This is a genomic window from Streptomyces sp. NPDC048612, assembly GCF_043199295.1.
Classification (GTDB): domain Bacteria; phylum Actinomycetota; class Actinomycetes; order Streptomycetales; family Streptomycetaceae; genus Streptomyces.
In genome coordinates, this window is record NZ_JBICVV010000001.1 from 658,265 (window position 1) to 684,264 (window position 26,000).

The following is a 26,000-nucleotide window of genomic DNA, read 5'->3' on the forward strand; positions in this document are numbered from 1 at the left end:
GCGGTGGGCGGGCGGGAACCGGCGTGGGCCGCGGGCGGGGGAGCGGGCCGCATACGGAGCCGCCCGGACGGGAAACGGTGCGGCCCGTTCGGGCGGGACCCGTGGTGGTGCGCCGGAAGCGGACGGGGCTGTCCGCTAGATCTTGATCCCCCCGAGGAGGCTGGCCAGGCTCGCACCGCCGGCCTTGATGCTGGGCGCGATGGCGGAGCTGGCGAGGTAGAACCCGAAGAGCGCGGAGACCAGAGCGTGGGACAACTTCAGGCCGTCTTTCCGGAAGAAGAGGAAGACGATGATGCCGAGCAGGACGACGCCGGAAATGGACAGAATCATGGGGGGTTCTCTCCTGGGTGGTGGGGACGGTCACCATGAGTTCTTCCAGCCTCACAGCACGTATCAAGCCAGGAAAAGCTACAAATGGGTGATTTGTCGGGGAAATTCCCTAAATGGGGGTATCTCCAAGGCGTGCCGGGTCCGGCTGTGCTCTCGGCGTGTCGCGGTCCGCCCCCGCCGACCCGGCACAATCGTGGGGTGTCGAAGCAGAAGAACAAGCCCCGCCCCGCCGCCGTCACCCCCGCCTCGCCGTGCCCCTGCGGACGCGACGCGACCTACCGCGACTGCTGTGCCGCCTTTCATGAGGGGCGCGCCACGGCCCCGACGGCGGAGCGCCTGATGCGCTCGCGCTACAGCGCCTTCGTGGTCGGTGACACCGGCTATCTGCTGCGCACCTGGCACCCGACGACCCGCCCGGCCGCCCTCGACCTCGAACCGGCGCAGCGGTGGACCGGCCTGGACATCCTCGGCACGACCGGCGGCAGCGCCTTCCACACCGAAGGCACCGTCGAATTCCGCGCTCACTACAGCCGACACGGGCACGCCGACAGCCAGTACGAGCACAGCCGCTTCGTCCGCGAGGGCGGCCAGTGGGTCTATCTCGACGCACTGGCGTCCTCGTAGCGGTCACCTTTCGGGGCCGGCCCGTGGTGTGCGGGCCGGCCCGGGTCACAGGCCGCGCAGCTGGTCGATCTCGCGGCGGTCGCGCTTGGTGGGGCGTCCGGTGCCGCGGTCACGCAGCCCGGTCACCGGAACCTCCGCCCGCGGCGGGACCGGCGGGCTGTTGTCGATGAAGCACTCCGCCGCGACGGCCGCGCCGACCCGCTTGCGCACCAGCCGCGAGACGACCACGATCCGCTCCCGGCCCGCGTGCCGCAGTCGCACCTCGTCGCCGTTGCGCACGCCGTGGGCCGGCTTCACCCGCTCACCGTTGACCCGTACGTGCCCCGCGCGACAGGCCGCGGCGGCCAGCGAGCGCGTCTTGGTGAGCCGTACCGACCAGATCCAGCTGTCGATGCGGGTGGTCCCTTCGTCTGAAGCCATACCAAGACTCTAGAACGGCCGCCGCCGTCCGGGTGGCGCGACGGCCCTCACGCGGACGACCTCTTCGTCGTCTTCTTGGCCGCGGCCTTCTTGGCGGTGCTCTTCGACGTGGTCTTCCCGGACGCGGCCTTGCGGGAAGTACCGGCGGCTGTGGCCCTCTTGGCCGCCGCGGTGTCCTTCGCCCGCCCGCCGGTGGACTTCGCGGCGGCCGCGGTCTTCGTCGCCGGAGCCTTCTTGGCTGGAGCCTTCTTCGCGGTGGCTGCCGAGGTCTTCTTGGCCGCCGCGGTCTTCGCCGTCCTCGCCGATTTCTCCGCCGCGCCGCTCTTCCCGGCGGTGCCCTGCCCGGCGTCCTTCTTCGCCGCCTTCCGTCCCCGCAGGGGTGTCACGGATGCCGGCCCGGACTCCGTGCCGGTCTCCGGGGTGCCCCGGGCCGCCCGCACGCTCTTCTCCAGTGCCGCCGTGAGGTCGATGACCTGTGCGCCGGACGTGCCCGAAGCGGCGGCGGCGACCGGCTCGCCCTCCAGCTTGGCGGCGACCAGCTCCTCGACGGCCTCGCGATAGTCGTCGTGGAGTTCGGCGGGGTCCAGCTCGCCCAGGGAGTCCATCAGGGTCTCGGCGAGCCTCAGCTCGTTCTCGCGGAGTTCGACGTCCTCGGGTGCCACACCGGTGACGGGCCGGATCTGATCAGGCCACAGCAGGGTGTGCATCACGATCGCCCCGTCGTGCGCCCGCAGCATCGCCAGCGACTCCCGCCCCCGCATCGCCACCTTGCCGACCGCGACCTTCCGGTGGTCCTCCAGCGCCTCCCGCAGCAGCGCGTACGGCTTCGCGGCGGCCGCCCCGTTGGGCCCCAGGTAGTAGGCCTTGTCCATCTGCAGCGGGTCGATCTCGTCGGGGTCGACGAACGACAGGATGGACAGCGTCTTGGCGGTGGGCATCGGGAGGCGGGACAGATCCTCGTCGGTGATCGGCACGATGGTGTCGTCGCCGGGCGCCTGGTAGCCCTTGCCGACTTCCTCGTTCGGGACTTCCTCACCGTCCAGCTCACAGATCTTCCGGTACTGGACCTGCGCGCCGTCCTTCTCGTGGATGCGCACGAAAGACACCGACGAGGTGCGGTCGGTGGCGCTGTAGGTCTTCACGGGGATGGTGACCAGACCGAACGATATGGACCCATTCCATATAGAACGCATATTTCATCCCTTGTGTGGGATTCTCATCGTATGTCGCCGATCACCGTTGTGGAGGGGCGGCGCCTCTCGCTGAGCAACCTGGACAAGGTCCTCTATCCCGAGACCGGCACCACCAAGGGCGAGGTGCTGCACTACTGCACCACCACAGCGGACCCGCTGCTCGCCCACCTCCGTGACCGGCCGCTCTCCTTCCTGCGCTACCCCGACGGGCCCGACGGCCAGCGCTTCTTCACCAAGAACGTGCCGCCCGGCACGCCCTCCTGGGTGAAGACGTGCGAAGTCCCCCATTCGACGTCAGGGCCCACCCGCCAGGTCCTCCTGCAGGACCTGCCCTCACTCGTCTGGGCCGCGAACCTGGTCGTCGAGCTGCACACCCCGCAGTGGACCCGCCAGGCGCCGGGCCTCGCCGACCGGCTGGTCTTCGACCTCGACCCCGGCGCCCCGGCCACCATCGTGGAATGCTGCACCGCCGCCCGGTGGCTGCACGGCCGGCTGGCCGCCGACGGCCTCGACGTGTACGCCAAGACCAGCGGCTCCAAGGGCCTGCACCTCATCGTGCCCGTCGAACCCACCCCGTCCGAGCGGACCACCGCCTACGCCAGGAGCCTCGCCGTCGAGGCCGCGGCGGCCCTCCCCGCCCTGGTCCTGCTCAAGATGACCAGGGCGCTGCGCCCCGGCAAGGTCTTCATCGACTTCTCCCAGAACGCCGCCGCCAAGACCACCGCGGTCGCCTACACCCTGCGCGCCCGTGCCACCCCCACCGTCTCGACCCCGGTCACCTGGGACGAGATCGCCGACTGCACCGATCCGCGGCAACTCACCTTCCTCTACAGCGATATCGCCCCCCGCTGCGAACGCCACGGCGACCTGCTCGCCCCCCTCCTCGACCCGCACCGGGCCCGCCCCCTGCCGGCCGTGGCGCCCTCCGGGCCGGGCTCTGCCTGAGGGCTGCCCTCAGACCACGCCCTCCCAGACGTCCACTCCGAAGACGCCCTTCACGTCGGAGGCGAGGGGGGTCACGGTGGCCTGGTGCCGTGTTCGGCGGAGGACGCATCCAGTACGGCGAGTTCCCTGACGAAGAGGTGCGCCGGGGAGACACCTCCGGGCGTAGGGGAAGCCCCGCACCGGCCGCGGGCGCACGGCGGGCGCGGTCCGGCGCCGGGCACGTGGTCACGTCCCGCCGCCGCACCCATCCGCCCGGACCCGCTCCCGGAATTCCGGCAGAGCCAGCGAGGGGGGCTGATCAACCACACGTTGATCACGCTCATCAAAGCTGGCCGCAAGCAGCGGAATCAAACAATCATTTCGACTCCATGAACAACGCCTGGTTGTTCCACTAGGGTCTTCGTCGTGGACCTCAACGCCGTACGCACCTTCGTCGCCGCCGTCGACACGGGACAGTTCCAGGAAGCCGCCGCCGAGCTGGCGATCACTCAGCAGGCGGTCTCCAAACGCATCTCCGCACTGGAGCGAGACCTCGGCGTGCCCCTGTTCGGCCGGCCGGTCCGGGGAGCCCGGCTCACCATCGACGGGCAGGCCTTCCTCCCGCACGCCAGGGCACTGCTGCAGGCCGAGGAGCGGGCCGCCGCATCCGTACGGCCAGGGTGCCGGGCACTGCGCGTCGACGTGATCGGCCGACGTCTCTCCGTGGCAGGGCTGCTCCGTGACTTCCATCGCGCGTACCCGGAGACCGACCTCGACGTGGTGACCCTGTTCACCGCCGACGAGGCCATCGCCGCCGTCCGGGCCGGCACCATCGACGCGACCTTCCGCGCCGTGCTCAGGCCGGGCCGGGAGTTGCCCGAGGGCATCGGTGCCACCGTGGTCCTCGACGAACCGCTCTGCCTGTTCACCGGCCCGGCCCACGAGTTCGCCGGCGCCCGCGCCATCGCTCCCGCACAGCTCGCCGGGCGCCGGATCTGGATGCCCAGCAATGCCGCCGACACCGAATGGGCCGCCTACTACGACGCACTCGCCGCCGCGTTCGGGCTCACCATCGACACGATCGGACCCGACTTCGGCATCGAGCACCTGCTCGACACGATCGCCGGCTCCTCGACGCTGGCCACCTTCGTCGGCGGGCAGACCCCGCTGGTCTGGCCCGCCGGGCACGACCTGCGGCGTATTCCCCTGCGGGACCCGGCCCCGGTGTACCCGCACTCACTGATCTGGCGCACCGACAACCCCCACCCCGGGCTCGCCGCACTCCGCCGGCACCTCACCTCCGCCTACCCCGGCCGTCCCGCCACCGGGATCTGGACACCGGAGTGGGCCCAGCCCGCGCGGCGGACGGCGGGGCCGGCCCGCTGATCCCGGGCGTCCGGGCAGTTCACCCGGCACGGCCCCGCGCGACGGACGCCGCGGAAGGCGTGCCGGGATCAGCGGCCGGCCGACGCCTCGTCACCCCGCGGTCCGGCGGCAGGCCGTGTCACACCGCGTGCGGGTGCGGCCAGGAGCCGCGCGCGGCGGTTCCCAGCCAGTTGATGACGGCGCCGGCCGTGGTGTCGCCCAGGGCCGCGATCTCCGCCAGGGCGGCCAGGTCGCCGTCCGTCGGTGCGACACCGGCCGCGGTCAGCGCGGCCTGAAGGTCCAGCCGCCGGCGATCCGGCATCGCCACCGGCCCCTGCCGCTGCTCCTCGGGGCGCGGGAGCGGCCGGTCCTGCGGGTACGGCGGGCCGAAGTGCAGCCGGTCCTCCGGGCGCGGTGGCGGCAGCGCATGGCCCGGGAGGGACGGGGACTGCGGCGCGGGCGCGCCGAGGCGGTCCTCGGGGCGCGGGGGAGCGAGCACATACTCCGGCGCCACGCCGTAGGGCGGGCGAGTGGAGCGGTCGTACGACATGGGGGCCTCCACAACTCACGGTCCGAAGGGTTCAAGGGATGCGGTGCATGCGGCTCTCGATGCTTCGGAAGCGAGGCGGTACCGGTTCGGTTGCGCAGCGGGCACGGGTTCACCCGATGAGCCCAAGGCACACCGCCGCTTCCTCACCGCCGTGGCGGTCGTCAGGCCGGCGCGACTTCTCGGTATTCACCCGTATTCATCCGCGTTCCTTGCTCAACACGCCGCCATTGCAGGACCCTTGGTGAACATCAGGCATTCTCCGCACCACTCACCGGCGGAGCCGGAATCCGCCGTATACGGAACATCCCTGGTGGGAAGCCTCAAACCGGCGAAGTCCACGACTGCCGAACCGAAAGTCCCGTGGGTGGTGGAGTTCTGACGGAGTGTCGATCACCGCGGCATTTTCGGGTGAATTCGGTGATTCACACGGGGTGGGCACATAACTCTTGCCCGGTGTTCACACTGTGGTGATTGCCGTGATGGAAAGCTTCCTGGCGGCCGCTCCCAACGGCCGGTGCCGGTCGTGCCCCACATTTCGCGGCTCGGCGCCACAATTCGGGGAGAGGACACTCTCGTGGACAACAACCGCGTGACCCGTCGCGCCCGTATCGCGCTGGCCATCGCCGCCGGCGCGGCGCTGACAGCGGTGGCCGCACAGATTCCGGCGAACGCGACGGCCGGCTCGGCCGCACCGCACCGCGCCGACGGCGCCTCCACCGCCCAGAAGCCGTCCGGCACGGCTGACGGCACGTCGTATGACGACACGTACTACAAGGACGCCGAAGGCAAGACCGGCCAGGCGCTCAAGGACGCGCTGCACAAGATCATCAGCAGCACCCAGACCGGAAAGCTGTCGTACGACGAGGTCTGGGACGCCCTCAAGGAAACCGACCAGGACCCGGACAACAGCGCGAACGTGATCCTGCTCTACACGGGCCGTTCGCAGAGCAAGGACGCCCACGGCGGCAACCCGGACGACTGGAACCGTGAGCACGTCTGGGCGAAGTCCCACGGTGATTTCGGCACCGACACCGGTCCCGGTACCGACATCCACCATCTGCGCCCGGAGGATGTGTCCGTCAACAGCATCCGCGGCAACAAGGACTTCGACAACGGTGGGTCGAAGGTCGACGAGGCGCCCGGAAGCCTCAGCGACGACGACTCCTTCGAGCCCCGTGACGCGGTCAAGGGCGATGTCGCCCGCATGATCCTGTACATGGCCGTCCGCTACGACGGCGGCGACGGATTCCCCGACCTGGAGCCCAACGACAAGGTCGACAACGGAACCCAGCCGCACATCGGCCGGCTCTCCGTCCTCAAGAAGTGGAGCGAGCAGGACGCGCCGGACGCCTTCGAAAAGCACCGCAACCAGGTGATATTCGACAAGTTCCAGCACAACAGGAACCCGTTCATCGACCACCCCGAGTGGGTCGACGAGATCTGGTAGCCCGTCAGGCCGGGCCCGGTGGTCCTTCCACCGGGCCCGGCCCGCCCCGTACGGCCGTCGGGGCCCGCCGCGCATCGGATGGAGTAGGCCAACCGGCGCCCGGCCGCGGTCGTTTTTAGCGTGGGCCACATGTCTAGCGTGAGTTGGGCCTCCGTCAGAGTCGTCACCGCCGCCACCGTTTGTGCCGCGGGCCTGTGGGCCGCGCCCGGTCAGGCAGTCGCCGATGGCCCCAATGGCATCGACGACCTGCGGCCCGGGGCGCACGCGGCCGAACCCGCCGACGTCGAGAACCGGCTCGACGGGCGCGGTGTGCGGTTCCTGGCCCGGCGGGACGTGCCCGAGCCACCGGAGGTCTCCGCCCTGTCCTGGATGGTGACGGACCTGCCGAGCGGCAAGGTCCTCGCGGCCAAGGACGCCCACCGGCCCCTGCCACCGGCCAGCACGCTCAAGACGCTCTTCGCCCTGGCCGTGCTGCCGAAGTTCGCCCAGTCGACCGTGCACACCGTCTCCCTTGCGGACCTGGCCGGGATCGAGGCGGGCAGTTCCCTCGCCGGCCTCCGGGAGGACATGCCCTACCAGGTCGCCGACCTGTGGCACGGCGTCTTCCTCAGCTCGGGCAGCGACGCGGTGCACACCCTGGCCAGCATGAACGGCGGCTGGGGCAAGACCATCGACGACATGCAGGAGACGGCCCGGCGCCTCGGCGCCCGCGACACCCGGGTGGCGTCCGCCGACGGATTCGACACGCCGGGGCAGGTCTCGTCCGCCTACGACCTGGCGCTCTTCGGGCAGGCCGGGCTGACCGACCGGGACTTCGCCCACTTCGCCTCGACGAAACAGGCCGAACTCCCCCAGGAGGGCGGCCCGGACGCCTTCACCATCCAGAACACCAACCGGCTGCTGGTCGGCTCACACGGCGTCAAGCCGTACGCCGGCCTGATCGGAGTGAAGAACGGCTACACGAGCCACGCCGGCAACACCCTGATCGCCGCCGCCCGGCGCGGCGGCCGGACCCTGCTGGTGACCCTCATGAACCCGCAGTCCGGCGGCCGGAACGCCGTCTACGAGGAGACCCGCGCCCTGCTGGACTGGGGCTTCGAGGCGGCTCCCCGGGCCGCGGCCGTCGGGGTGCTGCCCGCCCTGGAGCCCGACGAGCGCACCGGTGAACTGCGGCCGGTCACCCACCGGCCGCGGTCCGTGCCGCTGCACAAGGCCGGGGTCGGGGCGCAGACGGACGGCGCGCCGTTCACCCGGTACAGGTGGTTCCTGCCCGTGGCCGGAGCCGTCGGGGCCGTCGCCGCTGCCGGGCTCGGCACCGCGCTGTGGCGGCGCCGGCGCCTCGCCCGCCAGGGACCGGGCGAGGGGGCCGGGCCCGGGAGCGGGTCCGCCTGAGGCCGTCCGCCATGCCGTCGGCCATGCCGTCGGCCGTCGCACACCCATCCGATCGGTCAGGGATACGGAGGACAGCCGCTGGCCTTGCCCGGTGAAGGGCGACGCGTCCGTCACGGTTGTGCGGCCTGCCGGGGGTTGCTCGGTGTAGCGTCCTGATCAGCTGTCGTGGTTCCGAAGTGCCGGACGCCCGTGTCGCCTCCACGGGCGTCCTTGCTGTGTGGCGCGTCTCCGGGCCAGGGCGATCACCTCCGGGTTCCGCAGTACGCGGAAGCCGATTCGAGCCCAATGAACGAAGGAGACGGACATGGCTTCCGGCACGGTGAAGTGGTTCAACTCGGAGAAGGGCTTCGGCTTCATCGCCCAGGACGGCGGTGGCGCCGATGTTTTCGCGCACTACTCCAACATCGACGCCACGGGCTTCCGTGAGCTTCAGGAGGGCCAGAAGGTGACCTTCGAGGTCACCCAGGGCCACAAGGGCCCTCAGGCGGAGAAGATCCGGCTGGCCTAGGTCCGGCGTCGCACCCCTCGGTGCCCGCTCCCGGTCCCCGGGGGCGGGCACCGTCGTGTGGGGCGCGGCCCGCTCTCACCCGGTCGGTGGTATCCGGTCGCAGCGTCCCGCGGCCCGCGCGGGTGGCGGCCGCTGCGGAGTTTCCGGCATCGGGATATCTGGGGTGGGCGGGTGCGTCAGGCATCGTCCGCCGGTGCACGGCTCATCCGTGCGGCGCGGTGGCGGGCCGGCGGTGAGGTGCCGCCGGGTGGGCCGCCGGTTCAGGTCCGCGGCGGCTGATCCGGGCCCTGCCCGCCGCCGAACTGGTCCTTGAGCTTGTCCTGGCCGGTGTCGACCTGGCCCTGGTACTTGCCCTGGGTCTTCTCGTCGACCATGTCGCCGGCCTTGTCGACGCCCTTCTCCGTCTGGCTCTCGTGGCCCTTCAGCATGCTCTTGATCTTGTCCATCATGGACATGATGCGTCCTCCTCACGAGGGTCCCCCACGACTCCAGCATCACCCTCTCCCAGACGATCTGCATCCGCGCGCGACGGGGCACCGCCGGGCGCCCGGCCGCTGGTTCAGGAGCCGCTCGGGACCGGCGCTTTCATCCGGTCGCTGATGAACGTGATCGAACCGGCCGCCATGCCCTTCTGGTAGTCCCAGGCGTTGTGCCGGCCGCCGGGAATGACCTGGAGGGCGGTGTGGACCGGGCCCTTGCCGTAGGTCTGCCGGAAGCGGTGTATGGGGTCGGTGACCCGGGCGGGCTCCTGGGAGCCGGCCTGGAAGGCGAGGTAGACGTCCGGACCGCCCTTCTGCAGCAGGCGCCGGGCGAGCCGCGCGGGATCGTTGGCGGCCTGCTCCGCCTGGTGGCCCGCCCACAGCGGCGAATCCGGTGCCAGGTCCGGGCCGCTGGCTATCGCCGCCTTGAACTTGTCCGGGTGCTTCAGCACCGACTTCAGACCGGCGAAGCCGCCCGAGGACGATCCCATGAAGGCCCAGCCGTCGCGGGACTTGAAGGTGCGGAAGGTGGCCCGGGTCAGCTGGACGACGTCCTCGGTCAGCCAGGTCCCCATCTTCTGGCTGCCGGGAATGTCGCTGGCGTCGTGGTACCGGGTGTCCGGGTTGAGCATCGGCATCACCACGATGAACGGCAGGCTCTTGCCCTCCGCGGTCCACCGGGTGAGGTTCTCCTGCAGCTCGATGTCGCCGCCGACCCAGTAGTTCGTGACACCACCGGGCTCCTCGGGGCTGCCCAGGCCGCCCGGCAGGGCCATCAGCACCGGAAATCCGCTTTTGGCGTATCTGGGGTCCGTGTATTCCTTGGGAGCCCAGACCCAGACGCTTCCGGTGACACCGGATTTCCGGCCGTGCAGCGTCGTCCGCGCTATGTGGGTGCCGTCGTCCAGGGTGCGGGTGATCCGGAAGTCGCTCTTCGGGCCGGTCGGCATGAGGGTGCCGTCGTCGACGGGCCTGGCCCGCGCGGCGCCGTCGCCCTTCCCGCCGGCGGAGAAGTCGACCGGCTCACCGGCGTCCGAGCAGCCGGTGAGCAGCGAGGAGGCGAGCGCGAGCGCGGCGGCGAGCGCGACGGCGTAGGGGCGTTTCAAGGGGGCTCCGCGGCTGGGTGATCACGTGCAAGTGCTCATAAAGAGGGAAAAGGGCCGCCGGGGGTTCCCCGCCGTGAGCCGGGCCCGCGGGACGCTCCGGGGGCTCGTCCCACCCGTGTGGAGCAGCGCCGCCCGGCCGGTTCCCGCCGGGCGGTCCCCGGCCCGCTCGACGGGCACGGTCCGGTGGTCCGGCTGAGAATGCAGCGGTGAGCGATGAACACCGCAGTGCCGATGACTCCGCATCCCGCGCCGTGCCGTGCGACGAGGAACGACGGCTCGCCAGGAAGGCGCTGGCCGGCCATGCGCGGAGCGCGGACGATCTGACGTTGTTGATGGACATGCTGGGCCTGGACCCGAGCCGCGATCCGGACCACGAGGCGGCGCACAGCCATGAGACGGGCCGCGGCCGGGACTGTGGCGGCGGCCCGGGGAACGGGCGCGGCACCGGCCGTGAGCGCCGCCCCGCATCACGCCGGGACGCCCGGCCGCGGTGGGGCGGGCCCTGGACGTAGCCCCACGACCGGAGCCCACCCCCGACGCCCGCCACCGGCCGTCGTCCGCCCGGCTCAGCCGTACGGTCGCGCTCCGGGTACGGGCGCAGCCGCAGCCGCATCCGCAGCGTTTCGCCGCGCCGTTCGATGCCGCGCCGTTCGATCCGGCCCGGCGGGACGCCTCCTGCCCCGCCCCGGCAGGGGCCCGTTCCACCCGCCTCCACGGCGCTCGCCCCGGCCCCGTGCCGTGATGCCCCCGAGCGGAACCGGTGACAGACTTGCCGGGCAGGCTGATCATGCTGCCACCAGCCCCGAGGAGGCCGCGCCCATGGCCGGCACAGGCGAGACGCCGCAGCCCACGGCGCGCCCGCGGGCCCTGGTCACCGGCGCCACCGGCTACATCGGCGGCCGTCTGATCCCCGAGCTGCTGGCGGCCGGATACGCCGTACGGGCACTGGCCAGGACACCGGAGAAGCTGCGCGATCACCCCTGGGCCGGGCGGACGGAGGTGCTGCGCGGCGACGTCACGGACGAGGACTCGGTCCGTGCCGCGATGGCCGGCGTCGACGTTGCGTACTACCTGGTGCACGCCTTGGGCAGCGGCCGCCGCTTCGAGGACACCGACCGCCGGGCCGCGCACATCTTCGCCCGGCGGGCCCGTGCCGCCGGCGTCCGCCGGATCGTCTACCTCGGCGGTCTCACCCCCGCGGGCATCCCCGAGCGGGAGCTGTCGCCCCACCTCCGCTCCCGCGCCGAGGTCGCGGACATCCTGCTGGCGTCCGGCGTCCCCACCGCCGTTCTGCGCGCCGCCGTCATCATCGGCTCCGGCTCGGCCTCGTTCGAGATGCTGCGCTATCTCACCGAGCGGCTGCCGGTCATGGTCACCCCCAGCTGGGTGCGCACCCGCATCCAGCCGGTCGCCGTCCGCGATGTGCTGCGCTACCTGGTCGGCTGCGCCCGTCTCCCCGACGACGTCAGCCGGGCCTTCGACATCGGCGGGCCGGACATCCTCACCTACCGCGACATGATGCAGCGCTACGCCCGGGTCGCCGGACTGCCCGAGCGGCTGATCCTCCCCGTGCCGATGCTCACCCCGCGCCTCTCCAGCCTCTGGATCGGCCTGGTCACCCCTGTGCCGCCGGGTCTGGCCCGCCCGCTCGCCGAATCCCTTCGGTACGAGGTCGTCTGCCACGAGCACGACATCGCCCGCCATGTCCCCGACCCGGACCCGCCCGGTCACCCCATCGCCTTCGACGACGCGCTGGAACTGGCGCTGCGCCGGGTGCGGGACGCCGAGGTCGCCACCCACTGGTCCAACGCCGCGGTGCCCGGGGCGCCGAGCGATCCGCTGCCGACCGACCCCGACTGGGCGGGCGGCAGCCTCTACACCGACCGCCGGGAGCGGACGGTGGACGCCCCGCCCGAGGTGCTGTGGCGGGTGGTCGAGGGCATCGGCGGCGACAACGGCTGGTACTCCCTGCCGCTCGCCTGGGCGGTGCGCGGCTGGCTGGACCGGCTGATCGGCGGGGTGGGGCTGCGCCGCGGGCGACGGGACGCGGGCCGGCTGCGGGTCGGCGACTCACTCGACTTCTGGCGTGTCGAGGAGGTCGAGCCGGGCCGGCTGCTGCGGCTGCGCGCCGAGATGCGGCTGCCCGGCCTGGCCTGGCTGGAACTGACGGTCGGCCGCGACGCCCGGGGCCGGACGCTCTACGGCCAGCGGGCCCTGTTCCACCCGCACGGGCTGACCGGCCATGCCTACTGGTGGTCCATCTCGCCCTTCCACGCCGCGGTGTTCGGCGGGATGGCCCGCAACATCGCGGCCGCCGCGGCGACCGAGCACCGCAACCGTCCGGAGTGACCGGCGTCCGCCGCGCCCCGGTTCCCGTCAAGTCATCGGCCGGTCAAGGCAGTTGACGGTCAGGTTCCCCGGTGCGCAGACACGACGACGGCGGGTCCCCGGGTGCGCAGCCCGGGAACCCGCCGTCGCGGACGATCAGTGGTGGGTCACCACACCGGGCGCCATCCGGCCGCAGTTGGAGCCGGACACGCTGACGCTGACCGACTCGATCGAGCCGCCCCAGTCGACACAGATGCCCTTTCCGGGCAGATAGACGGGACCGGCGTAGGAGGTGTACTGACCGCTGTCGTAAACCCAGTCCGAACTGCCGTCCGTGGCCGTGAGATAGGCGTACATGTTCACCCGCTTGCCGGTGCTGTTCCGCACCGTCACGACACAGTTCTTTCCGGTCTTGGCGCTGTACGTCAGGTACACGGTCCCCTTTCCGGTGACCGGTACGGAATTCACTACGCTGTAGCCGCTTCCGCAGGCGCCGTTGTACGCGGCGGCGGCCGCCGGTGCGGCGGACGCGGTGGTGGCCGTCGCCATCGTGGCGATACCGGCCACGGCCAGCGCCGCCGATCCTGCGATGGCACGAGAACGCTTCATGGAAAACCCCCCGTTGGGTGAAGTGCGTCGCGTGGTTGTTTCGCAGTGTTGGACGACGGCCGGCCGCCGATGGTTGTACCGCCGCGGGAATTCACCGGCACACCGGAGGAGTTGTCCGAAAAGGACTTCCCGCCCGCGCCGCCGTCGTCCTCGTCGAAGCACGGGAAAGCGGCCGGCCCCCGGGCGCCGGAAGTCGCGCGCCGGGGGCCGGCTGTCGGGTGGGTGCGGTCAGCTGCCGTTGGCGAGGACCTTGAGGCGGGTGTACGAGCCGTTGAAGCGGTTGCGGTCGCCGACCGTGTGGCCCGAGGAGGTGTGCTGCCAGATGCTGTGGAAGTGCCAGCCGGCCGGCAGCGCGCCCACGGACGAGCCGTACCGCGGAATCCACAGGGGGTTCGACCGGCCGAACTTGCCGGAGTTGCCGGTGCAGCGCTTCCACCAGTTGGTGGAGGTGTAGATGACCGCGTGACGGCCGGTCTCCTCCCGGTAGGTCCGCGTGAAGTCCCGAATCCAGCTGACCATTTCCTTGTGGCTCATGCCGTAGCAGGTCGCGCCGTAAGGGTTGTACTCCATGTCGAGCGCGCCGGGCAGCGTCCTGCCGTCCCGGGACCAGTCGCCGCCGTGGTCGGCGAAGTAGCGCGCCTGGGAGCTTCCGCTGGAGTGGTCGGGCAACGCGAAGTGGTACGCGCCGTGGATCATGCCGGAGTTGTACGAGCCCCTGTACTGCTGCGTGAAGTACGGGTTCGTGTAGCTGGTCCCCTCGGTGGCCTTGACGTACGCGAAGCGCACCCCGGACTTGCGCAGCGACGACCAGCTGACCTTGCGGTTGTGGCTGGAGACGTCGACGCCGGACACACCTCTTCTGGCCGAGGCCCGTGCCCCCAGACCGCCGGCCCGGTCACTGCCCTCGTGGGCCATGATCGTGGAACCCATCCAGTCCTGCTCGGGGTGGGCGGGTCTCTTCTCGGCGTCGGACGCCGTGGCGGAGCCGGGCAGCGCGAGGGGCAGAGCGAGCACGGAGAGGAGAGAAACGAGAGTTCCGGCCGCAAGAGGGACTGTACGGCGGGCCGGACCGGATCTGCGCAAGGGCATCGCATGCCTCCGAAGGCCTTCGGTTGAGTCAGGTTCGGCAGCTTTTGAGCAGAATCCTGCCGATAAGACACATATACGCAGAACTGCCTGACTCTATGACCCGATGGCCCGTCAGTCCGCCGACCGGCCCTGCATCTCACCCGTCCGGCGGGCGGGAACGGCGGGTCACGCCCCCGTTCCGTGCCCCGCGGGTCGCACGGGAGAGCGAAGCGGGCCCCGGCATGGCCGGGACCCGCTCCACCGCGCAGCGGCGAACGCGCCATTCCGCCGCTTCGCAAGCTGCTCTATACCGAGCCTTCGGGCTCGTTCTTGTGGTCCGTCGGGCCCCTGGCCTCATCTGGCCGGGCCGGCTTCGGGTGCCGGTGACGGTTCATGCCGCTCTGCCGGCTCAGTAGGCCGAGTCGACGTTGTCGATCGAGCCGTAGCGGTCGGCCGCGTAGTTGGCGGCTGCCGTGATGTTGGCGATCGGGTCGGTGAGCTTGTTGGGCGTGCCGGCGACGTGGTAGGCGTCGAAGGTGGGCTGGATCACCTGGAGCAGGCCCTTGGAGGGCACTCCGTTGATCGCGTTGATGTCCCAGTCGTTGACGGCGTTGGGGTCACCGGCGGACTCCCGCATGATGTTGCGGTGCAGGCCCTCGTAGGAGCCGGGGATGCCCTTGGCCTTCATGATGTCGAGCGACTCACGAATCCAGCCGTCCAGGTTGTTCGGGTAGTCCTTGACGGCCTTGCGGTCGGCAGAACGGTCGGCGGCCTGCTTGGCGGTGTGCTGCTTCTCGGCCTTCACGTGGTCGGCGACCGAGGCGGTCACCGGACGGCCGGTCTTGGCGTCGTCAGCCTTGGCCGGCTGGCCCTTCGCGCTGACCGGCTTGACCGCGGCGGGGGAGTGCTCAGAAGCGGCCTGAGCGGTGTCCGGAGCCGAGGTGAGGGCCAGGCCCGAGGTGGCACCCGCGGCGGCCAGAACGGCCACGGCGACCTTGTGGGTACGGGTGAGACGGGCAGCGCGGGGCAGGGTGAAGCTGGGCATGCAGAGTGACCTCTTCCAGGTACGGGGACGGGGAGGCGGCCTTTTTGGCGGCGCGTGACGTTCCGGAGGTCTTTGCTGCGATCGCCTTGGGGCGTGATTCGCAAACTCGCTCTCGGTGCGTCGGAATCCATGGTTAACGCCGGTCCCGAATCGAGGCAATGGTGCTCTGTACTACTCATCTTCGTGAGAGAAACCCGGATCACCGAAGGGATAAGCATTTCCGGCGGCGTTGGCCCGGAATGGGCTCACGGATATCGACTAGGCAGGCTCGTAAGTGACGTACATCGCGTGCCTCGGGTCACCCGATAACGCCCTCAAAGGCCGCTCGGAACCCCGGCATAAGTTGCCTGGCTCACACCGGAATTAGCGCTCCGGGGTATCGGTCCGGACGGCGGAGACGGCGTATTTATCTGGCTGTTGGGCCGCTGCGGCCGACCGGGAATCGGGAAATGTGGCGAGGGGCACCGGGGTGGCGGCCGAAAGGGCGGGAATGTGTGCGCTGATTCACGATCGGCGTGGCCGGTTGTGTGTCCGCGAGGACGGCGGAGGGCGGTCCGGCTCGGCCGTTGGTGAGGGCTGCGCTCATGCAATACGGCGGTGCCGCTGGTCCGTTCGCAGCAGCGCCCGGAGCTGTCGCATGACTCCGGGCCGTCCGCCCCGGAAGGTGGCACCGCAATCGTCACCACTCACCGTAGGGACATGCTGATGCTCCGTCGTCTTTCCGTTGTACTCGCCGGTCTGCTCGTCACCGGCTTCCTCGCGACCGGCGCCGCCGCCGCGGCCCCTGTCGACGGCCGCCACCAGGACCGCCTCACCCCCAAGGAGCGCCAGGGACTCCGTATCGCGAGCGAGGTTCTCGACACGCTCTTCGGTGACGGTCTGTACCGGCGCGACCGCTACTGACCGGCGGCGCCGGAGGCTTGACGCCCGGCGCCGGTACCACCTGACAACGGCAGTGGCCCTGCCCGCGATCCGCGGGCAGGGCCACTGCCGTTGCTGTGTTCGGGGCCGTGGTGCGGCACCCTTATCAGTCTGTGGCGACCGTCATGACGGTCGTGTCACGTCGGCTCAGTAGGCCGAGTCGACGTTGTCGATCGAGCCGTAGCGGTCGGCCGCGTAGTTGGCGGCTGCCGTGATGTTGGCGATCGGGTCGGTGAGCTTCTTGGGCGTGCCGGCGACGTGGTAGGCGTCGAAGGTGGGCTGGATCACCTGGAGCAGGCCCTTGGAGGGCACTCCGTTGATCGCGTTGATGTCCCAGTCGTTGACGGCGTTGGGGTCACCGGCGGACTCCCGCATGATGTTGCGGTGCAGGCCCTCGTAGGAGCCCGGTATGCCCTTGGCCTTCATGATGTCGAGCGACTCACGAATCCAGCCGTCCAGGTTGTTCGCGTAGCGCTTGGGGGCCTTGTGCGCCTTGGGAGCCTTCGGGGCGGCCTTCGGCGCGACCAGGGCCTTGCGCTCGATGGAGCGGTTGGCGGTCTGCTCGGCGGGTCGGTCCTGCTTCTCGGCCGGGGCCACCTTGAGGCCGGAGGCGACGGACGAGGCGACCGCGCGGGCCTCCTTGCCGTCGTCGGCCCGGTCCTTCGCCGTGAGCGGCATGCCGTTGGCGCTGACCGGCTTGACCGCGGCGGCACCGCGGGCGTCGGTGGTCCCGGTGTCGCCCGGCGCCGCGGTGAAGGCCAGCGCGGCGGCGCAGCCGGCGGTGGCCACCAGGGCGGCGGAGACCTTGTGGGTGCGGGTCATGCGGACGGTGCGGGGCAGGGTGAAGTTGGGCATGCGGAGGTGACCTCTTCCAGGGCTTGGTGGCGGGGGAAACGGCCTTCGGTTGGCGCGTGAGGACCGAGGGTCATTGCCGCGTTTCGCCGCTCTGGCTGAGATCGCGGTGTCGTTCTCGGTGCTACCCGGAACATGGTTAGCGCGGGCCCAGGATGGTGGCAAAGATGCCTTGTACTACCTATCTTCGTGAGATGCGGCGAGATGTCCGATGTAAATGCCGTTCATCTCGGTATGCGCCCGGAAGAGCGCCGACTAGGAATGCTCGTACGTGACGTACGTCGCGTGCCGGGCATCACGCGGCGCGGACGCCGCATTCCGCTTCCCGGTGCCGCGGAGTTACCTGGCTCACACGGCGAAGCGGTAATTCCGCAACGGCGGCAAGCCCGGGCGGCGCCCATGGCGAGCGCCCCCGGTGAACTTCCACAGGGGGCGCGAGTATGCGGCGGTAAAGGGGGAGGGTGGTGGAGGCGGCGGTAATTCAGTCCGCCATCAGCCGCGCGGCGAGCTGCTCGATACGTGCATGCCACGCGTCCCGCGCCGCGTCGGCGGCGAAGCCCTCCGGGCCGGTCTGGGTGAGGGCGAGACGGGGGCCGTGGCCGGTGCCCTGGCCCAGCTCCCAGCGGACCGTGCCCTCCGGATGCCAGCGGTAGGCGAGCACCGTCGGGGCGACGGCCTCGGTGACGGGCCCGGCCGGTGCCTGCCGACTGGTGAAACCGGCCGGTGCGGGCGCCCCCGCGACCGGCTCGTCACCCGAGGTCAGCACGGCCCAGACGGCCTCGGCCGGCCGGACGAGCTGACGCTCGAAACGGACCCGCGGCCCGTCCGCGGTGTCCTCGACCACCCCGCGCCCGAGATCGAACTGCTCCAGGTACGCCTCGTGCAGCTCGCCCGCGTCCCGCTCGACCCCGGGCGGGACGCCGTCGAGCAGCTGCGACAGCGCGGTGAGGCACAGATGCCAGCCGGAGGCGAAGCTGGCCCCGCCGAACCGGTCGCCGAAGGTGTGCACCAGGACCAGCAGCGAGCCCTCGCCGTCCTGGGTGATCTCCCAGCGCAGATGGTCCTCGCCCCAGGTGAAGGCGAACAGCCGGGGCTCCTCGGCGTCGGTCACCGTGCCGGTCATGGCGATGCCGCTCACGCCGGGCATGGCGAAGGTCATCGCGCCGCCGGGCCGGAGGTCCACGGTGACCTCGGAGGGGAACCACTGCCGCAGGTGTGCCGGGTCGGTGACCGCCGACCAGACCTTCGCGGGCGGATGGGCGAGTCGGCGCTCCATGCGCAGCGCGGTGCGGCCGTCGGCGGTGGTGAGGGTGTCGGAGTGCGGGTTCATCGGTCGTCCTCCATGGCGTCGAGATGCCGTTCCAGGGCGTCGAGCCTCCCGGTCCACAGATGCCGGTAGTGCGCGAGCCAGGCGTCCAGCTCGGCCAGGGGCTCGGGCCGCAGCTCGTACCAGCGGCGCTGGGCGTCCTGCCGGACCCGGACGAGCCCGGCCTCGCGCAGCACCCGGAGGTGCTTGGAGGTGCCGGGCTGGCTCAGCCCGAGCTGCTGGGTCAGCTCGCCGACCAGCCGCGGACGCTCCAGCAGCAGGTCGAGGATCTTGCGCCGGCTCGGCTCCGCGAGTACGTCGAACGGTAGGGGCATGGACCCATCATGCCCCTACGGTTATATAGCTTCAAGGGAATGTCGCCCGGCCAGGGCTCACACACACGCGGGATCGGCCGTCGACGGCTCCTCGCGCACCACCGGCGCCAGGCAGGGCGCCGAGCTGAGCGGCCCGTCGGTGAAGAACCGGGCCGCCAAGTCCGCGACCTCCTGCGGACGTTCGAGCACCACCCAGTGATCGGCGTCGGGAATCGTCAGAAAGCGGCTGCCCGGGATGGTGGCCGCGAAGTCCCGCTGCCGGGCCGGGGAGGTCACCGTGTCGTGCTCACCGCTGAAGACCAGGGTGGGGACATCGGTCAGGCCGCCGGAGAAGTCCGGCCGGTCCGAGAGTCCCCGTTGCAGCGAGTCGACCGCGTGCGCGGAGTTCCGGGCCGCATGCAGCATCGAGCGCCGGACATAGCGGTAGGCCAGCTTCCGGCGGGCGACGTGCCGCCGGTCGTCGAGGCACATCAGGCCCTGCGCGACCAGGGTGGCGAAGGCCTCGATGTCCCCCTGGGCGAGATGCTCGGAGGCCCGCCGCCACAGCTCGACCTGGGCGTCGCTGATGTGCGCCGGCACCCCGCCGAGGGCGAGCCGCGCGATCCGCCCGGGGAACCGCCGGGCGCACCCGTAGGCCAGACCCGCCCCGTACGAGAACCCGAAGAGGTTGATCCGCGGGACGTCCAGATCATCGATGATGTGCTCGATCGCCGCGCACGCGAGATCGATGCTCGGTCCCGGCGGGAGCGGGTCGGCGCTGCCCATGCCCGGGAGGTCCGCGGTGACCACGTCGGCCACCGGCCCGACGTGGTCCTCCATCTGCGGCCAGCCGTACATCCCCTGCAGCGCGCCGCCCAGCACCAGTACGGGCTCGGTGATCCGCCCCGGCTGGCGCAGCCGCCGGTAGGAGTAGGACACCCCGTGCACCGACAAAGAACGGATCGTTTCCTCGGACATGGCAGATTCCTTCTCGGGGCACCGGCGGGAGAGAGCGCGCTGGAGCGGCGCGCGGTGGTGGTCTAGCGGGTCAGTACGAGTGCGGCGTTGTGCCCGCCGAAGCCGAGCGATGTCTTGACCGCGCAGTCGAACGCCGCCTGCCGGGCCTCGCCGCGCACGATGTCGACCGGGATGCGCGGATCGGGAACTTCGAGGTTGGCGGTCGGCGGCACCAGCTGCTGTTCCAGGGCGAGCACGGTGAGCGCGGTCTCGATCCCGCCGGCGGCGCCCAGCGCGTGCCCGGTCATCGCCTTCGTCGAGGTGACCAGCGGCTGGTCGCCGAGTACCCGCCGCAGCACGGTGGCCTCCACGCGGTCGTTCACCACCGTCGAGGTGCCGTGCGCATTGACATGGCCGACGTCCCGGCCCTGCAGCTGCGCGTCCGCCAGCGCACTGCGCAGCGCCCGCTCGATGCCGTTGCCCTCGGGGTCCGGGGCGACCGCCGCGTAGGCGTCGCTGGACGCGCCGTAGCCGCGGATGTGGGCCCGGACGGGCGCCCGGCGGGCGCGCGCGTGCTCGGGCCGCTCCAGGACGAGCAGCCCGGCGCCCTCGCCGACCACGAAGCCGTCCCGGTCCACGTCGAAGGGGCGGCAGGCCGCGCTGGGGTCGTCCCGGCGGGTGGAGACCGCCTTCATCTGGCAGGCGCTGGCGATCAGCAGCCGGGAGAGCACCGACTCCGCACCGCCGGCGACGGCGATGTCGCAGACCCCGGCGCGCAGCAGCTGGTGTGCGGTGCCCACGGCGACCGTGCCGGAGGAGCACGCCGTCGCCACGCCCATGCTGGGGCCCTGCGCGCCGAGGTCCATGCAGACGCTGCTGGCGGCGCTGTTGACGACGGTCAGCGGGGCGAGCTTGGGGGAGACCCGGCGGGCACCGCGCCGGGCCATCGCGACATGCTGCTGGTCGTAGAAGGGCAGCCCGCCGTGCGCGGAGCCGATGACCACCGCGACCCGGCTGCTGTCCCAGGACTCCGGGTCGAGGCCGGCGTCGGCGACGGCCTCCCGGGCGGCGATCACCGCGAGCTGGGAGAAGCGGTCCATCAGCCGCTGGGTGGCCACACCGAGCAGCTCGGTCGTGTCCAGATCCGGGATGGTGTACATGAAGTCGCAGGGCAGATCGGCGAGTTCTTCCTGATGGCTCACCCCGCCGGGCACGGTCTCCTGGGTGACCGAGTGCCAGGTGGCCTTCGCCCCCACGCCCGCCGCGGTCACCAGCCCCAGTCCTGTCACGGCCGCGGAGAACGGCTCCTGGCGGGCCGTCATGCCGGCACGTAGCCGTCGACGGCCGCCACCAGCTGGCCCACGGTGTTCCGCGGGGTCAGCGCCACCTCGTCGAGGTCGATGTCCAGCCGCTCCTCGATCAGGACGCGGAGCTCCTCCAGCGCCAGGGAGTCCAGGCGCAGGCTGCGCAGCGCGGTCTCGTCGGTGATGTCGGCGGGGGAAACCCCGAATCGTTGGACCAGCAAGGTGTTGACAACTTCTGCCGCATTCACGTGGCGCTCCTCCGCTTGTCGTAGGCGATGCTGCCAACCGCGTCGTGGGCGGGATATCACCGGCGGCTCCGGCTGGTTTGACCACCCTTTATACGCCTTTGCGCCGATGACTCCCCAACCTTGGTAGCTCAATGGGGTGATGAGCGACCGGGGTGGAGAACGTGTCCGCACCTCGCCTTGCGGACACCGCGGAAAGCACCTACGTACGTAACGCCGCGGACCGCCGGGAGGTACGGGGCCGCGGCCGGCGGACCGGGGGAGCGCCCGGGGTCAGGCCTCGTCGAGGGCGCGGGTGACCCGGCCCAACAGGCCCTGGAGGGTGCGCAGTTCTTCAAGGGTCAGGCCGGTCGCGGCCAGCATCCTGCGGGGGACCGGCAGCGCCTGCTCGCGCAGCCCGTCGCCGTCCGGGGTGAGGTGGATGGTGACCGACCGCTCGTCCTCGGTGCTCCGTTCGCGGCGGACCAGGCCGGCCGACTCCAGCCGTTTGAGGAGCGGGGAGAGGGTGCCGGAGTCCAGCCGGAGCCGTTCGCCGAGGGTTTTGACCGGCTGGGGGCCGTGTTCCCACAGGACCAGCATGACCAGGTATTGGGGGTAGGTCAGGCCCAGGGCCTTGAGGGCGTCCCGGTAGACGCCCCCGAAGGCGCGCGAGGCGGCGTGCAGGGAGAAGCAGACCTGGTGGTCGAGGCGGAGCAGTTCGGCGTCGGGTACCGGGGGCCTGGTCGCAGGGGTCATGGCCCCAGGTTAGCTCGCCACGCTATTTAGTTGTGCACAACTTAGTTGCGCGCAATTTAGATGTGTGCAACTGTGGTGCACGTCGGGCGGCCGGGAGACGGCCGCCGCGCTAGTGAAGGGGAACCGTGATGGACGCGCTGTACACCGCTGTCGCCACCGCCAATGGCCGTGAGGGCCGGGCCGTCAGCTCCGACGGCCGGATCGACCTGGCCCTGGCCATGCCGCCCGAGCTCGGCGGCAACGGCGCCGGCACCAACCCGGAGCAGCTCTTCGCCGCCGGTTACGCGGCCTGCTTCGCCAGCGCGATGGCCAATGTCGGCCGGCAGATGAAGCTCGACACCAAGGACGTCTCGGTCACCGCCGAGGTCTCTCTCGGCAAGGACGACACCGGCTTCGGCCTGGGCGTCGTCATGCGGGTGGAGCTGCCGGAGGCCCTCGCGGGCGAGACCGGCCGGCAGCTGGTCGAGGCGACCCACCAGTACTGCCCGTACTCCAAGGCCACCCGCGGCAACATCGACGTCGAGCTGGTCATCGAGTAGGGGCGTGGCGCCCGGCGGACCGGCCCCGGAACCGCGGGGAGCGGAGGGCCGCGCCGGGGCGGCGGAGGGCGCGGGAGGCCCGGCCCGTCGGTGCGTCCGACCGGCCGGGCCCGCCGCTCCGCCCGCTCAGGCGTCCCCGGCCGCGTACACCCGCTGTCCGCCCACGAACGTCTGGAGCACCCGGGTCGCGGCGATCTCCTCGTCGGCGCCGTCGAACGGGTCGCGGTCCAGCACCACGAGGTCGGCCAGCTTCCCCGGCTGGAGGGTGCCGGTCTCGTCGAGGTGGTTGGCGTAGGCGCTGCCGGCCGTGTACGCGGCGAGCGCCGCCCCCAGGTCGATGCGCTGCTCGGGCAGGAAGACCGGCGCCGACGGGTCCTCCGGCGTCCGGCGGTTCACCGCGACATGCAGGGCGGCGATCGGGTCGGGGGAGCTGACCGGCCAGTCGCTGCCCGCCGCCAGGGTGGCGCCCGAGCGCAGCAGATCGCCGAACGGGTACTGCCAGGTGGTGCGCTGGGGCCCCAGGAAGGGGATGGTCAACTCGTCCATCTGCGGCTCGTGGGCCGCCCACAGCGCCTGGATGTTCGCGGTCGCCCCGAGCCGGCGGAAGCGCGGCACGTCCTCGGGGTGCACGACCTGGAGGTGGGCCAGGTGCGGCCGGGTGTCGCGCAGCCCGTTCGTCCGGCGGGCCGCCTCGACGGCGTTCAGCGCCTCACGGACGGCCCGGTCGCCCAGGGCGTGGAAGTGCACCTGGAAGCCTTCCGCGTCCAGCTGGGTGACATAGGCCTGCAGGGCCTCGGGGTCGATGAACGAGATGCCGCTGTTGTCGGAGGCGCAGCCACAGGCGGTGAGGTAGGGGGTGAGCATGGCGGCCGTGTGGTTCTCTGCGATGCCGTCCTGCATGATCTTGACGCTGGTCGCCCGCAGCCGGCCCTCGGTCAACTCGGCCCGACGCGCGATGAGTTCGGGGATCTGTTCCGCGCCGCGGGCACGGTCCCACCACAGCGCCCCGGTCACCCGCGCGGTGAGCTTCCCGTCGCGCCGGGCGGCCACATAGGCGGGGGTGGCGTCCGGCATGCCGGGGGCATAGCCCAGCATCGCGTCCTGCCAGGCGGTCACTCCGTAGCTGTGGAGCAGCTGCTGGGCCCGGAGCAGCCCCTCGGTCTGCTCCTCGGGCGTCGGGTCCGGGATCAGGCCGGCCACCAGCTGCATGGCGCCTTCCTGGAGCATGCCGGTCGGACGGCCGTCGGCGTCCCGCTCGATCCGCCCGTCGGCCGGGTCCGGCGTACGGTCGGTGAGCCCGGCCCGTTCCAGGGCACAGGAGTTGGCCCAGCCGCCGTGGTGGTCGCGGTTGACCAGGAACACCGGACGGTCGGGTACCAGCGCGTCCAGGAACTCGCGGGTCGGCATGCCGCCGGGGAACGCCTCCATCGACCAGCCGCCGCCCGTGATCCAGGCGGCCTCCGGGTGCTCCGCCGCGTACGAGGCGATCAGTTCCCGGTACGCCTCGGCGGTGACCGCCGCGCTCAGGTCGCAGAGGGCCAACTCCCGCCCGCCGCCGACCGGGTGGACATGCGCGTCCTGGAAGCCGGGGATCAGCAGCTTGCCGTGCAGATCGACGACCTCCGTGGCGGGCCCGATCAGCGGGCGGACCTCCTCCTCGTGCCCGACGGCCAGGATGCGGTCGCCGCGCACGGCCAGCGCGCTCGCCCGAGTGCGCGCGGAGTCGACGGTGTGCACGGGACCGCCGACGAAAACCAGGTCGGCGGTCCCGCCGTCGGCGGAGTCGGGGGTGCGGTCGTCCGGGGTGGTGCTCAGATCCATGGGGTGAGTGCTCCAGTGGTGTGGGGAGTGTGGCGTGGTGGCCGCGAAGGGCTCGTAGGGGAGAGGCGAAGGGGGCGGATGGGGCGAGGTCAGCCCTCCACGGGACTCGGGAGCGGACGGCCGTCCCCGTCCATCGGCAGCGCGATCGCCTCGGCGTCCGTGCCCTGCCCGGTGTGGAAGTACGGGGCGTGGCGTATCCACTTGGCCCAGGCGGCGGTCGCCAGCCCGGCCAGCACGAAGAGGGTGGGGAGCAGCAGCATGAACCAGCCGTTGTCGGGGCTCGCCTCGAAGTGGTCGCTCATGGTCGCGTAGTCCCAGACGAGGTAGCCGCCGAGCCCGAACAACGACAGCGCGCTGACCGCCGGCACGACCACGTCCCGGAGCGCCCGCACGGCTCCGGCGCGCAGGCTGTCCCGGAAGCGCACCGCACAGGCGAGCGCGGTGAGTCCGTAGTAGAGGGCCACGGTCAGACCGATCGAGTTGACGGCCGTGAGGATCATGTCGTTGAGCTTGGGGATGCCGACCGCGAGCACAGCGAGCAGCGCGGCGAGGGCCATGATCAGCAGGGTGCCGACGGCGGGCGAGCCGTAGCGCGGGTGCACCCGCTGCCACACCGGACCCAGCGTCCGGTCGCGGGCCATCGCCAGTGTCCCGCGGGCGGTCGGGATGACGCTCGACTGGAGGGAGGCGAAGGCGGAGCACATCAGGGCGGCCAGGGGCAGCGAGGCCCAGGGCTCCGGGGCCAGCTTGCCGCCGAGGAAGGTGAGCGCCTGCGGCCCGTTGTGCACGAGTTCCCCGGTGCTCATCACCCGCTGGAAGGCGAACGCGCCGACGAGGAACAGGCCCATCATCGCCACCAGCGCGATCAGTCCGCCGCGGGCCGCGTCGGTGGAGTTGCGGGTCTCCTCGTTGACGCTGAACGCGGCGTCCCAGCCCCAGTAGAAGAACACCGCCAGCACCATCCCCTGGGCCACCCCCTGCATCGACCCGATCTCCAGCGGGTTGAGCCAGGACAGCGAGAACGGCTGGTCGCCGATGAGCAGGGCATAGCCGCAGAAGACCAGCAGGACCACGTACTCGAAGATCAGCAGCGCCATCTGCAGCCGGGTCGCGGCGCGCACCCCCGTGATGGCGGTGACGGTGACGACGACCAGCGCGACCAGTCCCACCGCGGTGCTGACACCGGTCGACGCCGGGTCCAGCCGGAGCCCCCAGACGCTGTACAGGCCCAGTTTGTTGAGGAACTGGAGCACGACGGAGCCGGTCACCGTCCCCGTGTACGCCATGAAGATCACGTTGCCGACCAGCACCACCCAGCCGGTCAGGAATCCGGGCCAGGGGCCGATGGACCGGCCCACCCAGGTGTAGCCGCTGCCGCAGTTCGGCTCGCTGCGGTTGAGCCGGGCGTACGACAGCGCGATGCCGAGGATGGGCACGAAGGCCAGCAGCAACAGGGCGGGCGTCTGCCGTCCGGCGTACGCGGCCAGGGTGCCCATGCCGATCCCGATGCTGGTGGTCGCGGCGGTGCTCGACGCGGCGATCGCCACCCCGTCCTTCACCCCCAGCGACCGGCGCATCCTCGCCGGGCCGGGTTCCTGCTGCACTGGGGAAGGCATGG

At 71.4% G+C, this 26,000-nt stretch carries 28 protein-coding genes; 10 read left to right on the top strand and 18 right to left on the bottom strand.

Going from position 1 to position 26,000, the window contains the following annotated elements; genetic code table 11:
- Window positions 1–135 precede the first annotated feature (135 nt).
- Window positions 136–330 carry a hypothetical protein gene (locus ACGFN2_RS02715; RefSeq protein WP_208679784.1) on the bottom strand — a complete coding sequence of 65 codons (195 nt, stop codon included), beginning with the start codon at window positions 328–330 and terminating at the stop codon, window positions 136–138.
- A gap of 198 nt (window positions 331–528) precedes the next feature.
- Between ACGFN2_RS02715 and ACGFN2_RS02720 the strand changes: the two genes are divergently transcribed.
- A complete protein-coding gene (locus ACGFN2_RS02720; protein WP_362609419.1) occupies window positions 529–954 on the top strand; it encodes a YchJ family metal-binding protein in 426 nt (141 codons plus the stop codon).
- Between the two features lie 45 nt (window positions 955–999).
- Here ACGFN2_RS02720 and ACGFN2_RS02725 read toward each other — a convergent pair whose 3' ends face one another.
- Both ACGFN2_RS02725 and ACGFN2_RS02730 read right to left on the bottom strand, forming a co-directional pair.
- Window positions 1,000–1,374, bottom strand: coding sequence for an RNA-binding S4 domain-containing protein (locus ACGFN2_RS02725; protein WP_393356999.1), 375 nt, complete (start codon window positions 1,372–1,374; stop codon window positions 1,000–1,002).
- 47 nt (window positions 1,375–1,421) lie between these two features.
- Window positions 1,422–2,567, bottom strand: coding sequence for a Ku protein (locus ACGFN2_RS02730; protein ID WP_393357001.1), 1,146 nt, complete (start codon window positions 2,565–2,567; stop codon window positions 1,422–1,424).
- 30 nt (window positions 2,568–2,597) lie between these two features.
- Here ACGFN2_RS02730 and ligD point away from each other — a divergent pair, with 30 nt between their 5' ends.
- Both ligD and ACGFN2_RS02740 read left to right on the top strand, forming a co-directional pair.
- Window positions 2,598–3,512 carry a non-homologous end-joining DNA ligase gene (gene ligD, locus ACGFN2_RS02735; protein ID WP_393357003.1) on the top strand — a complete coding sequence of 305 codons (915 nt, stop codon included), beginning with the start codon at window positions 2,598–2,600 and terminating at the stop codon, window positions 3,510–3,512.
- Between the two features lie 405 nt (window positions 3,513–3,917).
- The gene (locus ACGFN2_RS02740; protein ID WP_362609430.1) at window positions 3,918–4,877 is read left to right on the top strand and encodes a LysR family transcriptional regulator; all 960 of its coding nucleotides are present in this window, start codon (window positions 3,918–3,920) and stop codon (window positions 4,875–4,877) included.
- 118 nt (window positions 4,878–4,995) lie between these two features.
- Here the strand turns inward: ACGFN2_RS02740 and ACGFN2_RS02745 are convergent, their stop codons facing one another.
- Window positions 4,996–5,406 (bottom strand): hypothetical protein, encoded by a 411-nt coding sequence (locus ACGFN2_RS02745; protein ID WP_362609432.1) that lies wholly within the window; start codon window positions 5,404–5,406, stop codon window positions 4,996–4,998.
- A 574-nt stretch (window positions 5,407–5,980) separates the two neighbouring features.
- Here ACGFN2_RS02745 and ACGFN2_RS02750 point away from each other — a divergent pair.
- The 3 genes from ACGFN2_RS02750 to ACGFN2_RS02760 all read left to right on the top strand — a co-directional run bounded on the left by ACGFN2_RS02750 (window position 5,981) and on the right by ACGFN2_RS02760 (window position 8,753).
- Window positions 5,981–6,853, top strand: a complete 873-nt coding sequence (locus ACGFN2_RS02750) for an endonuclease I family protein (protein WP_393357006.1) — start codon at window positions 5,981–5,983, stop codon at window positions 6,851–6,853.
- 129 nt (window positions 6,854–6,982) lie between these two features.
- Window positions 6,983–8,245, top strand: coding sequence for a D-alanyl-D-alanine carboxypeptidase family protein (locus ACGFN2_RS02755; RefSeq protein WP_393357008.1), 1,263 nt, complete (start codon window positions 6,983–6,985; stop codon window positions 8,243–8,245).
- 304 nt (window positions 8,246–8,549) lie between these two features.
- The gene (locus ACGFN2_RS02760; protein ID WP_006601696.1) at window positions 8,550–8,753 is read left to right on the top strand and encodes a cold-shock protein; all 204 of its coding nucleotides are present in this window, start codon (window positions 8,550–8,552) and stop codon (window positions 8,751–8,753) included.
- A 260-nt stretch (window positions 8,754–9,013) separates the two neighbouring features.
- Here the strand turns inward: ACGFN2_RS02760 and ACGFN2_RS02765 are convergent, their stop codons facing one another.
- Together ACGFN2_RS02765 and ACGFN2_RS02770 are read right to left on the bottom strand one after the other, a co-directional pair.
- Window positions 9,014–9,208: an antitoxin gene (locus tag ACGFN2_RS02765; RefSeq protein ID WP_362609440.1), complete on the bottom strand. Its 195-nt coding sequence runs from the start codon at window positions 9,206–9,208 to the stop codon at window positions 9,014–9,016.
- 104 nt (window positions 9,209–9,312) lie between these two features.
- Window positions 9,313–10,338, bottom strand: a complete 1,026-nt coding sequence (locus ACGFN2_RS02770) for an alpha/beta hydrolase (RefSeq protein ID WP_393357010.1) — start codon at window positions 10,336–10,338, stop codon at window positions 9,313–9,315.
- Window positions 10,339–10,544: 206 nt separating this feature from the next.
- Between ACGFN2_RS02770 and ACGFN2_RS02775 the strand changes: the two genes are divergently transcribed.
- Both ACGFN2_RS02775 and ACGFN2_RS02780 read left to right on the top strand, forming a co-directional pair.
- On the top strand, window positions 10,545–10,850 hold the full coding sequence (locus ACGFN2_RS02775) for a hypothetical protein (protein ID WP_362609445.1): 306 nt from the start codon (window positions 10,545–10,547) through the stop codon (window positions 10,848–10,850).
- Between the two features lie 307 nt (window positions 10,851–11,157).
- Complete coding sequence (locus ACGFN2_RS02780) at window positions 11,158–12,687, top strand: SDR family oxidoreductase (protein ID WP_393357012.1); 1,530 nt, start codon at window positions 11,158–11,160, stop codon at window positions 12,685–12,687.
- Window positions 12,688–12,822: 135 nt separating this feature from the next.
- On the opposite strand, the gene ACGFN2_RS02785 is transcribed toward ACGFN2_RS02780, so the two are convergent.
- The 3 genes from ACGFN2_RS02785 to ACGFN2_RS02795 form a co-directional block, all read right to left on the bottom strand.
- Window positions 12,823–13,275 (bottom strand): spore-associated protein A, encoded by a 453-nt coding sequence (locus ACGFN2_RS02785; RefSeq protein WP_362609450.1) that lies wholly within the window; start codon window positions 13,273–13,275, stop codon window positions 12,823–12,825.
- Between the two features lie 228 nt (window positions 13,276–13,503).
- The gene (locus tag ACGFN2_RS02790; protein ID WP_362609453.1) at window positions 13,504–14,364 is read right to left on the bottom strand and encodes a lysozyme; all 861 of its coding nucleotides are present in this window, start codon (window positions 14,362–14,364) and stop codon (window positions 13,504–13,506) included.
- 388 nt (window positions 14,365–14,752) lie between these two features.
- Window positions 14,753–15,388, bottom strand: coding sequence for a transglycosylase SLT domain-containing protein (locus ACGFN2_RS02795; protein ID WP_393357015.1), 636 nt, complete (start codon window positions 15,386–15,388; stop codon window positions 14,753–14,755).
- Between the two features lie 699 nt (window positions 15,389–16,087).
- On the opposite strand from ACGFN2_RS02795, the gene ACGFN2_RS02800 reads away from it, so the two are divergent.
- On the top strand, window positions 16,088–16,291 hold the full coding sequence (locus tag ACGFN2_RS02800) for a hypothetical protein (RefSeq protein WP_362615295.1): 204 nt from the start codon (window positions 16,088–16,090) through the stop codon (window positions 16,289–16,291).
- Window positions 16,292–16,456: 165 nt separating this feature from the next.
- Here the strand turns inward: ACGFN2_RS02800 and ACGFN2_RS02805 are convergent, their stop codons facing one another.
- The 7 genes from ACGFN2_RS02805 to ACGFN2_RS02835 all read right to left on the bottom strand — a co-directional run bounded on the left by ACGFN2_RS02805 (window position 16,457) and on the right by ACGFN2_RS02835 (window position 22,022).
- Window positions 16,457–17,164: a transglycosylase SLT domain-containing protein gene (locus ACGFN2_RS02805; RefSeq protein WP_393357017.1), complete on the bottom strand. Its 708-nt coding sequence runs from the start codon at window positions 17,162–17,164 to the stop codon at window positions 16,457–16,459.
- A 478-nt stretch (window positions 17,165–17,642) separates the two neighbouring features.
- Complete coding sequence (locus ACGFN2_RS02810) at window positions 17,643–18,491, bottom strand: SRPBCC family protein (RefSeq protein WP_393357019.1); 849 nt, start codon at window positions 18,489–18,491, stop codon at window positions 17,643–17,645.
- The gene (locus tag ACGFN2_RS02815; RefSeq protein ID WP_362609885.1) at window positions 18,488–18,802 is read right to left on the bottom strand and encodes a metalloregulator ArsR/SmtB family transcription factor; all 315 of its coding nucleotides are present in this window, start codon (window positions 18,800–18,802) and stop codon (window positions 18,488–18,490) included. The genes ACGFN2_RS02810 and ACGFN2_RS02815 overlap by 4 nt, the downstream gene beginning before the upstream one ends.
- A 57-nt stretch (window positions 18,803–18,859) precedes the next feature.
- The gene (locus ACGFN2_RS02820; RefSeq protein WP_362609883.1) at window positions 18,860–19,759 is read right to left on the bottom strand and encodes an alpha/beta hydrolase; all 900 of its coding nucleotides are present in this window, start codon (window positions 19,757–19,759) and stop codon (window positions 18,860–18,862) included.
- A 62-nt stretch (window positions 19,760–19,821) separates the two neighbouring features.
- Window positions 19,822–21,060: a beta-ketoacyl-[acyl-carrier-protein] synthase family protein gene (locus ACGFN2_RS02825; RefSeq protein ID WP_362609882.1), complete on the bottom strand. Its 1,239-nt coding sequence runs from the start codon at window positions 21,058–21,060 to the stop codon at window positions 19,822–19,824.
- Complete coding sequence (locus ACGFN2_RS02830) at window positions 21,057–21,290, bottom strand: acyl carrier protein (protein WP_362609880.1); 234 nt, start codon at window positions 21,288–21,290, stop codon at window positions 21,057–21,059. The genes ACGFN2_RS02825 and ACGFN2_RS02830 overlap by 4 nt, the downstream gene beginning before the upstream one ends.
- A 270-nt stretch (window positions 21,291–21,560) precedes the next feature.
- Window positions 21,561–22,022, bottom strand: a complete 462-nt coding sequence (locus tag ACGFN2_RS02835) for a MarR family transcriptional regulator (protein ID WP_362609878.1) — start codon at window positions 22,020–22,022, stop codon at window positions 21,561–21,563.
- A 128-nt stretch (window positions 22,023–22,150) separates the two neighbouring features.
- On the opposite strand from ACGFN2_RS02835, the gene ACGFN2_RS02840 reads away from it, so the two are divergent.
- A complete protein-coding gene (locus ACGFN2_RS02840; protein ID WP_362609875.1) occupies window positions 22,151–22,561 on the top strand; it encodes an organic hydroperoxide resistance protein in 411 nt (136 codons plus the stop codon).
- 126 nt (window positions 22,562–22,687) lie between these two features.
- Here ACGFN2_RS02840 and ACGFN2_RS02845 read toward each other — a convergent pair whose 3' ends face one another.
- Both ACGFN2_RS02845 and ACGFN2_RS02850 read right to left on the bottom strand, forming a co-directional pair.
- Window positions 22,688–24,382 carry an amidohydrolase gene (locus tag ACGFN2_RS02845; protein ID WP_393357023.1) on the bottom strand — a complete coding sequence of 565 codons (1,695 nt, stop codon included), beginning with the start codon at window positions 24,380–24,382 and terminating at the stop codon, window positions 22,688–22,690.
- A gap of 89 nt (window positions 24,383–24,471) precedes the next feature.
- Window positions 24,472–25,998 carry an APC family permease gene (locus ACGFN2_RS02850; protein ID WP_393357024.1) on the bottom strand — a complete coding sequence of 509 codons (1,527 nt, stop codon included), beginning with the start codon at window positions 25,996–25,998 and terminating at the stop codon, window positions 24,472–24,474.
- Between the last annotated feature and the right edge of the window lie 2 nt (window positions 25,999–26,000).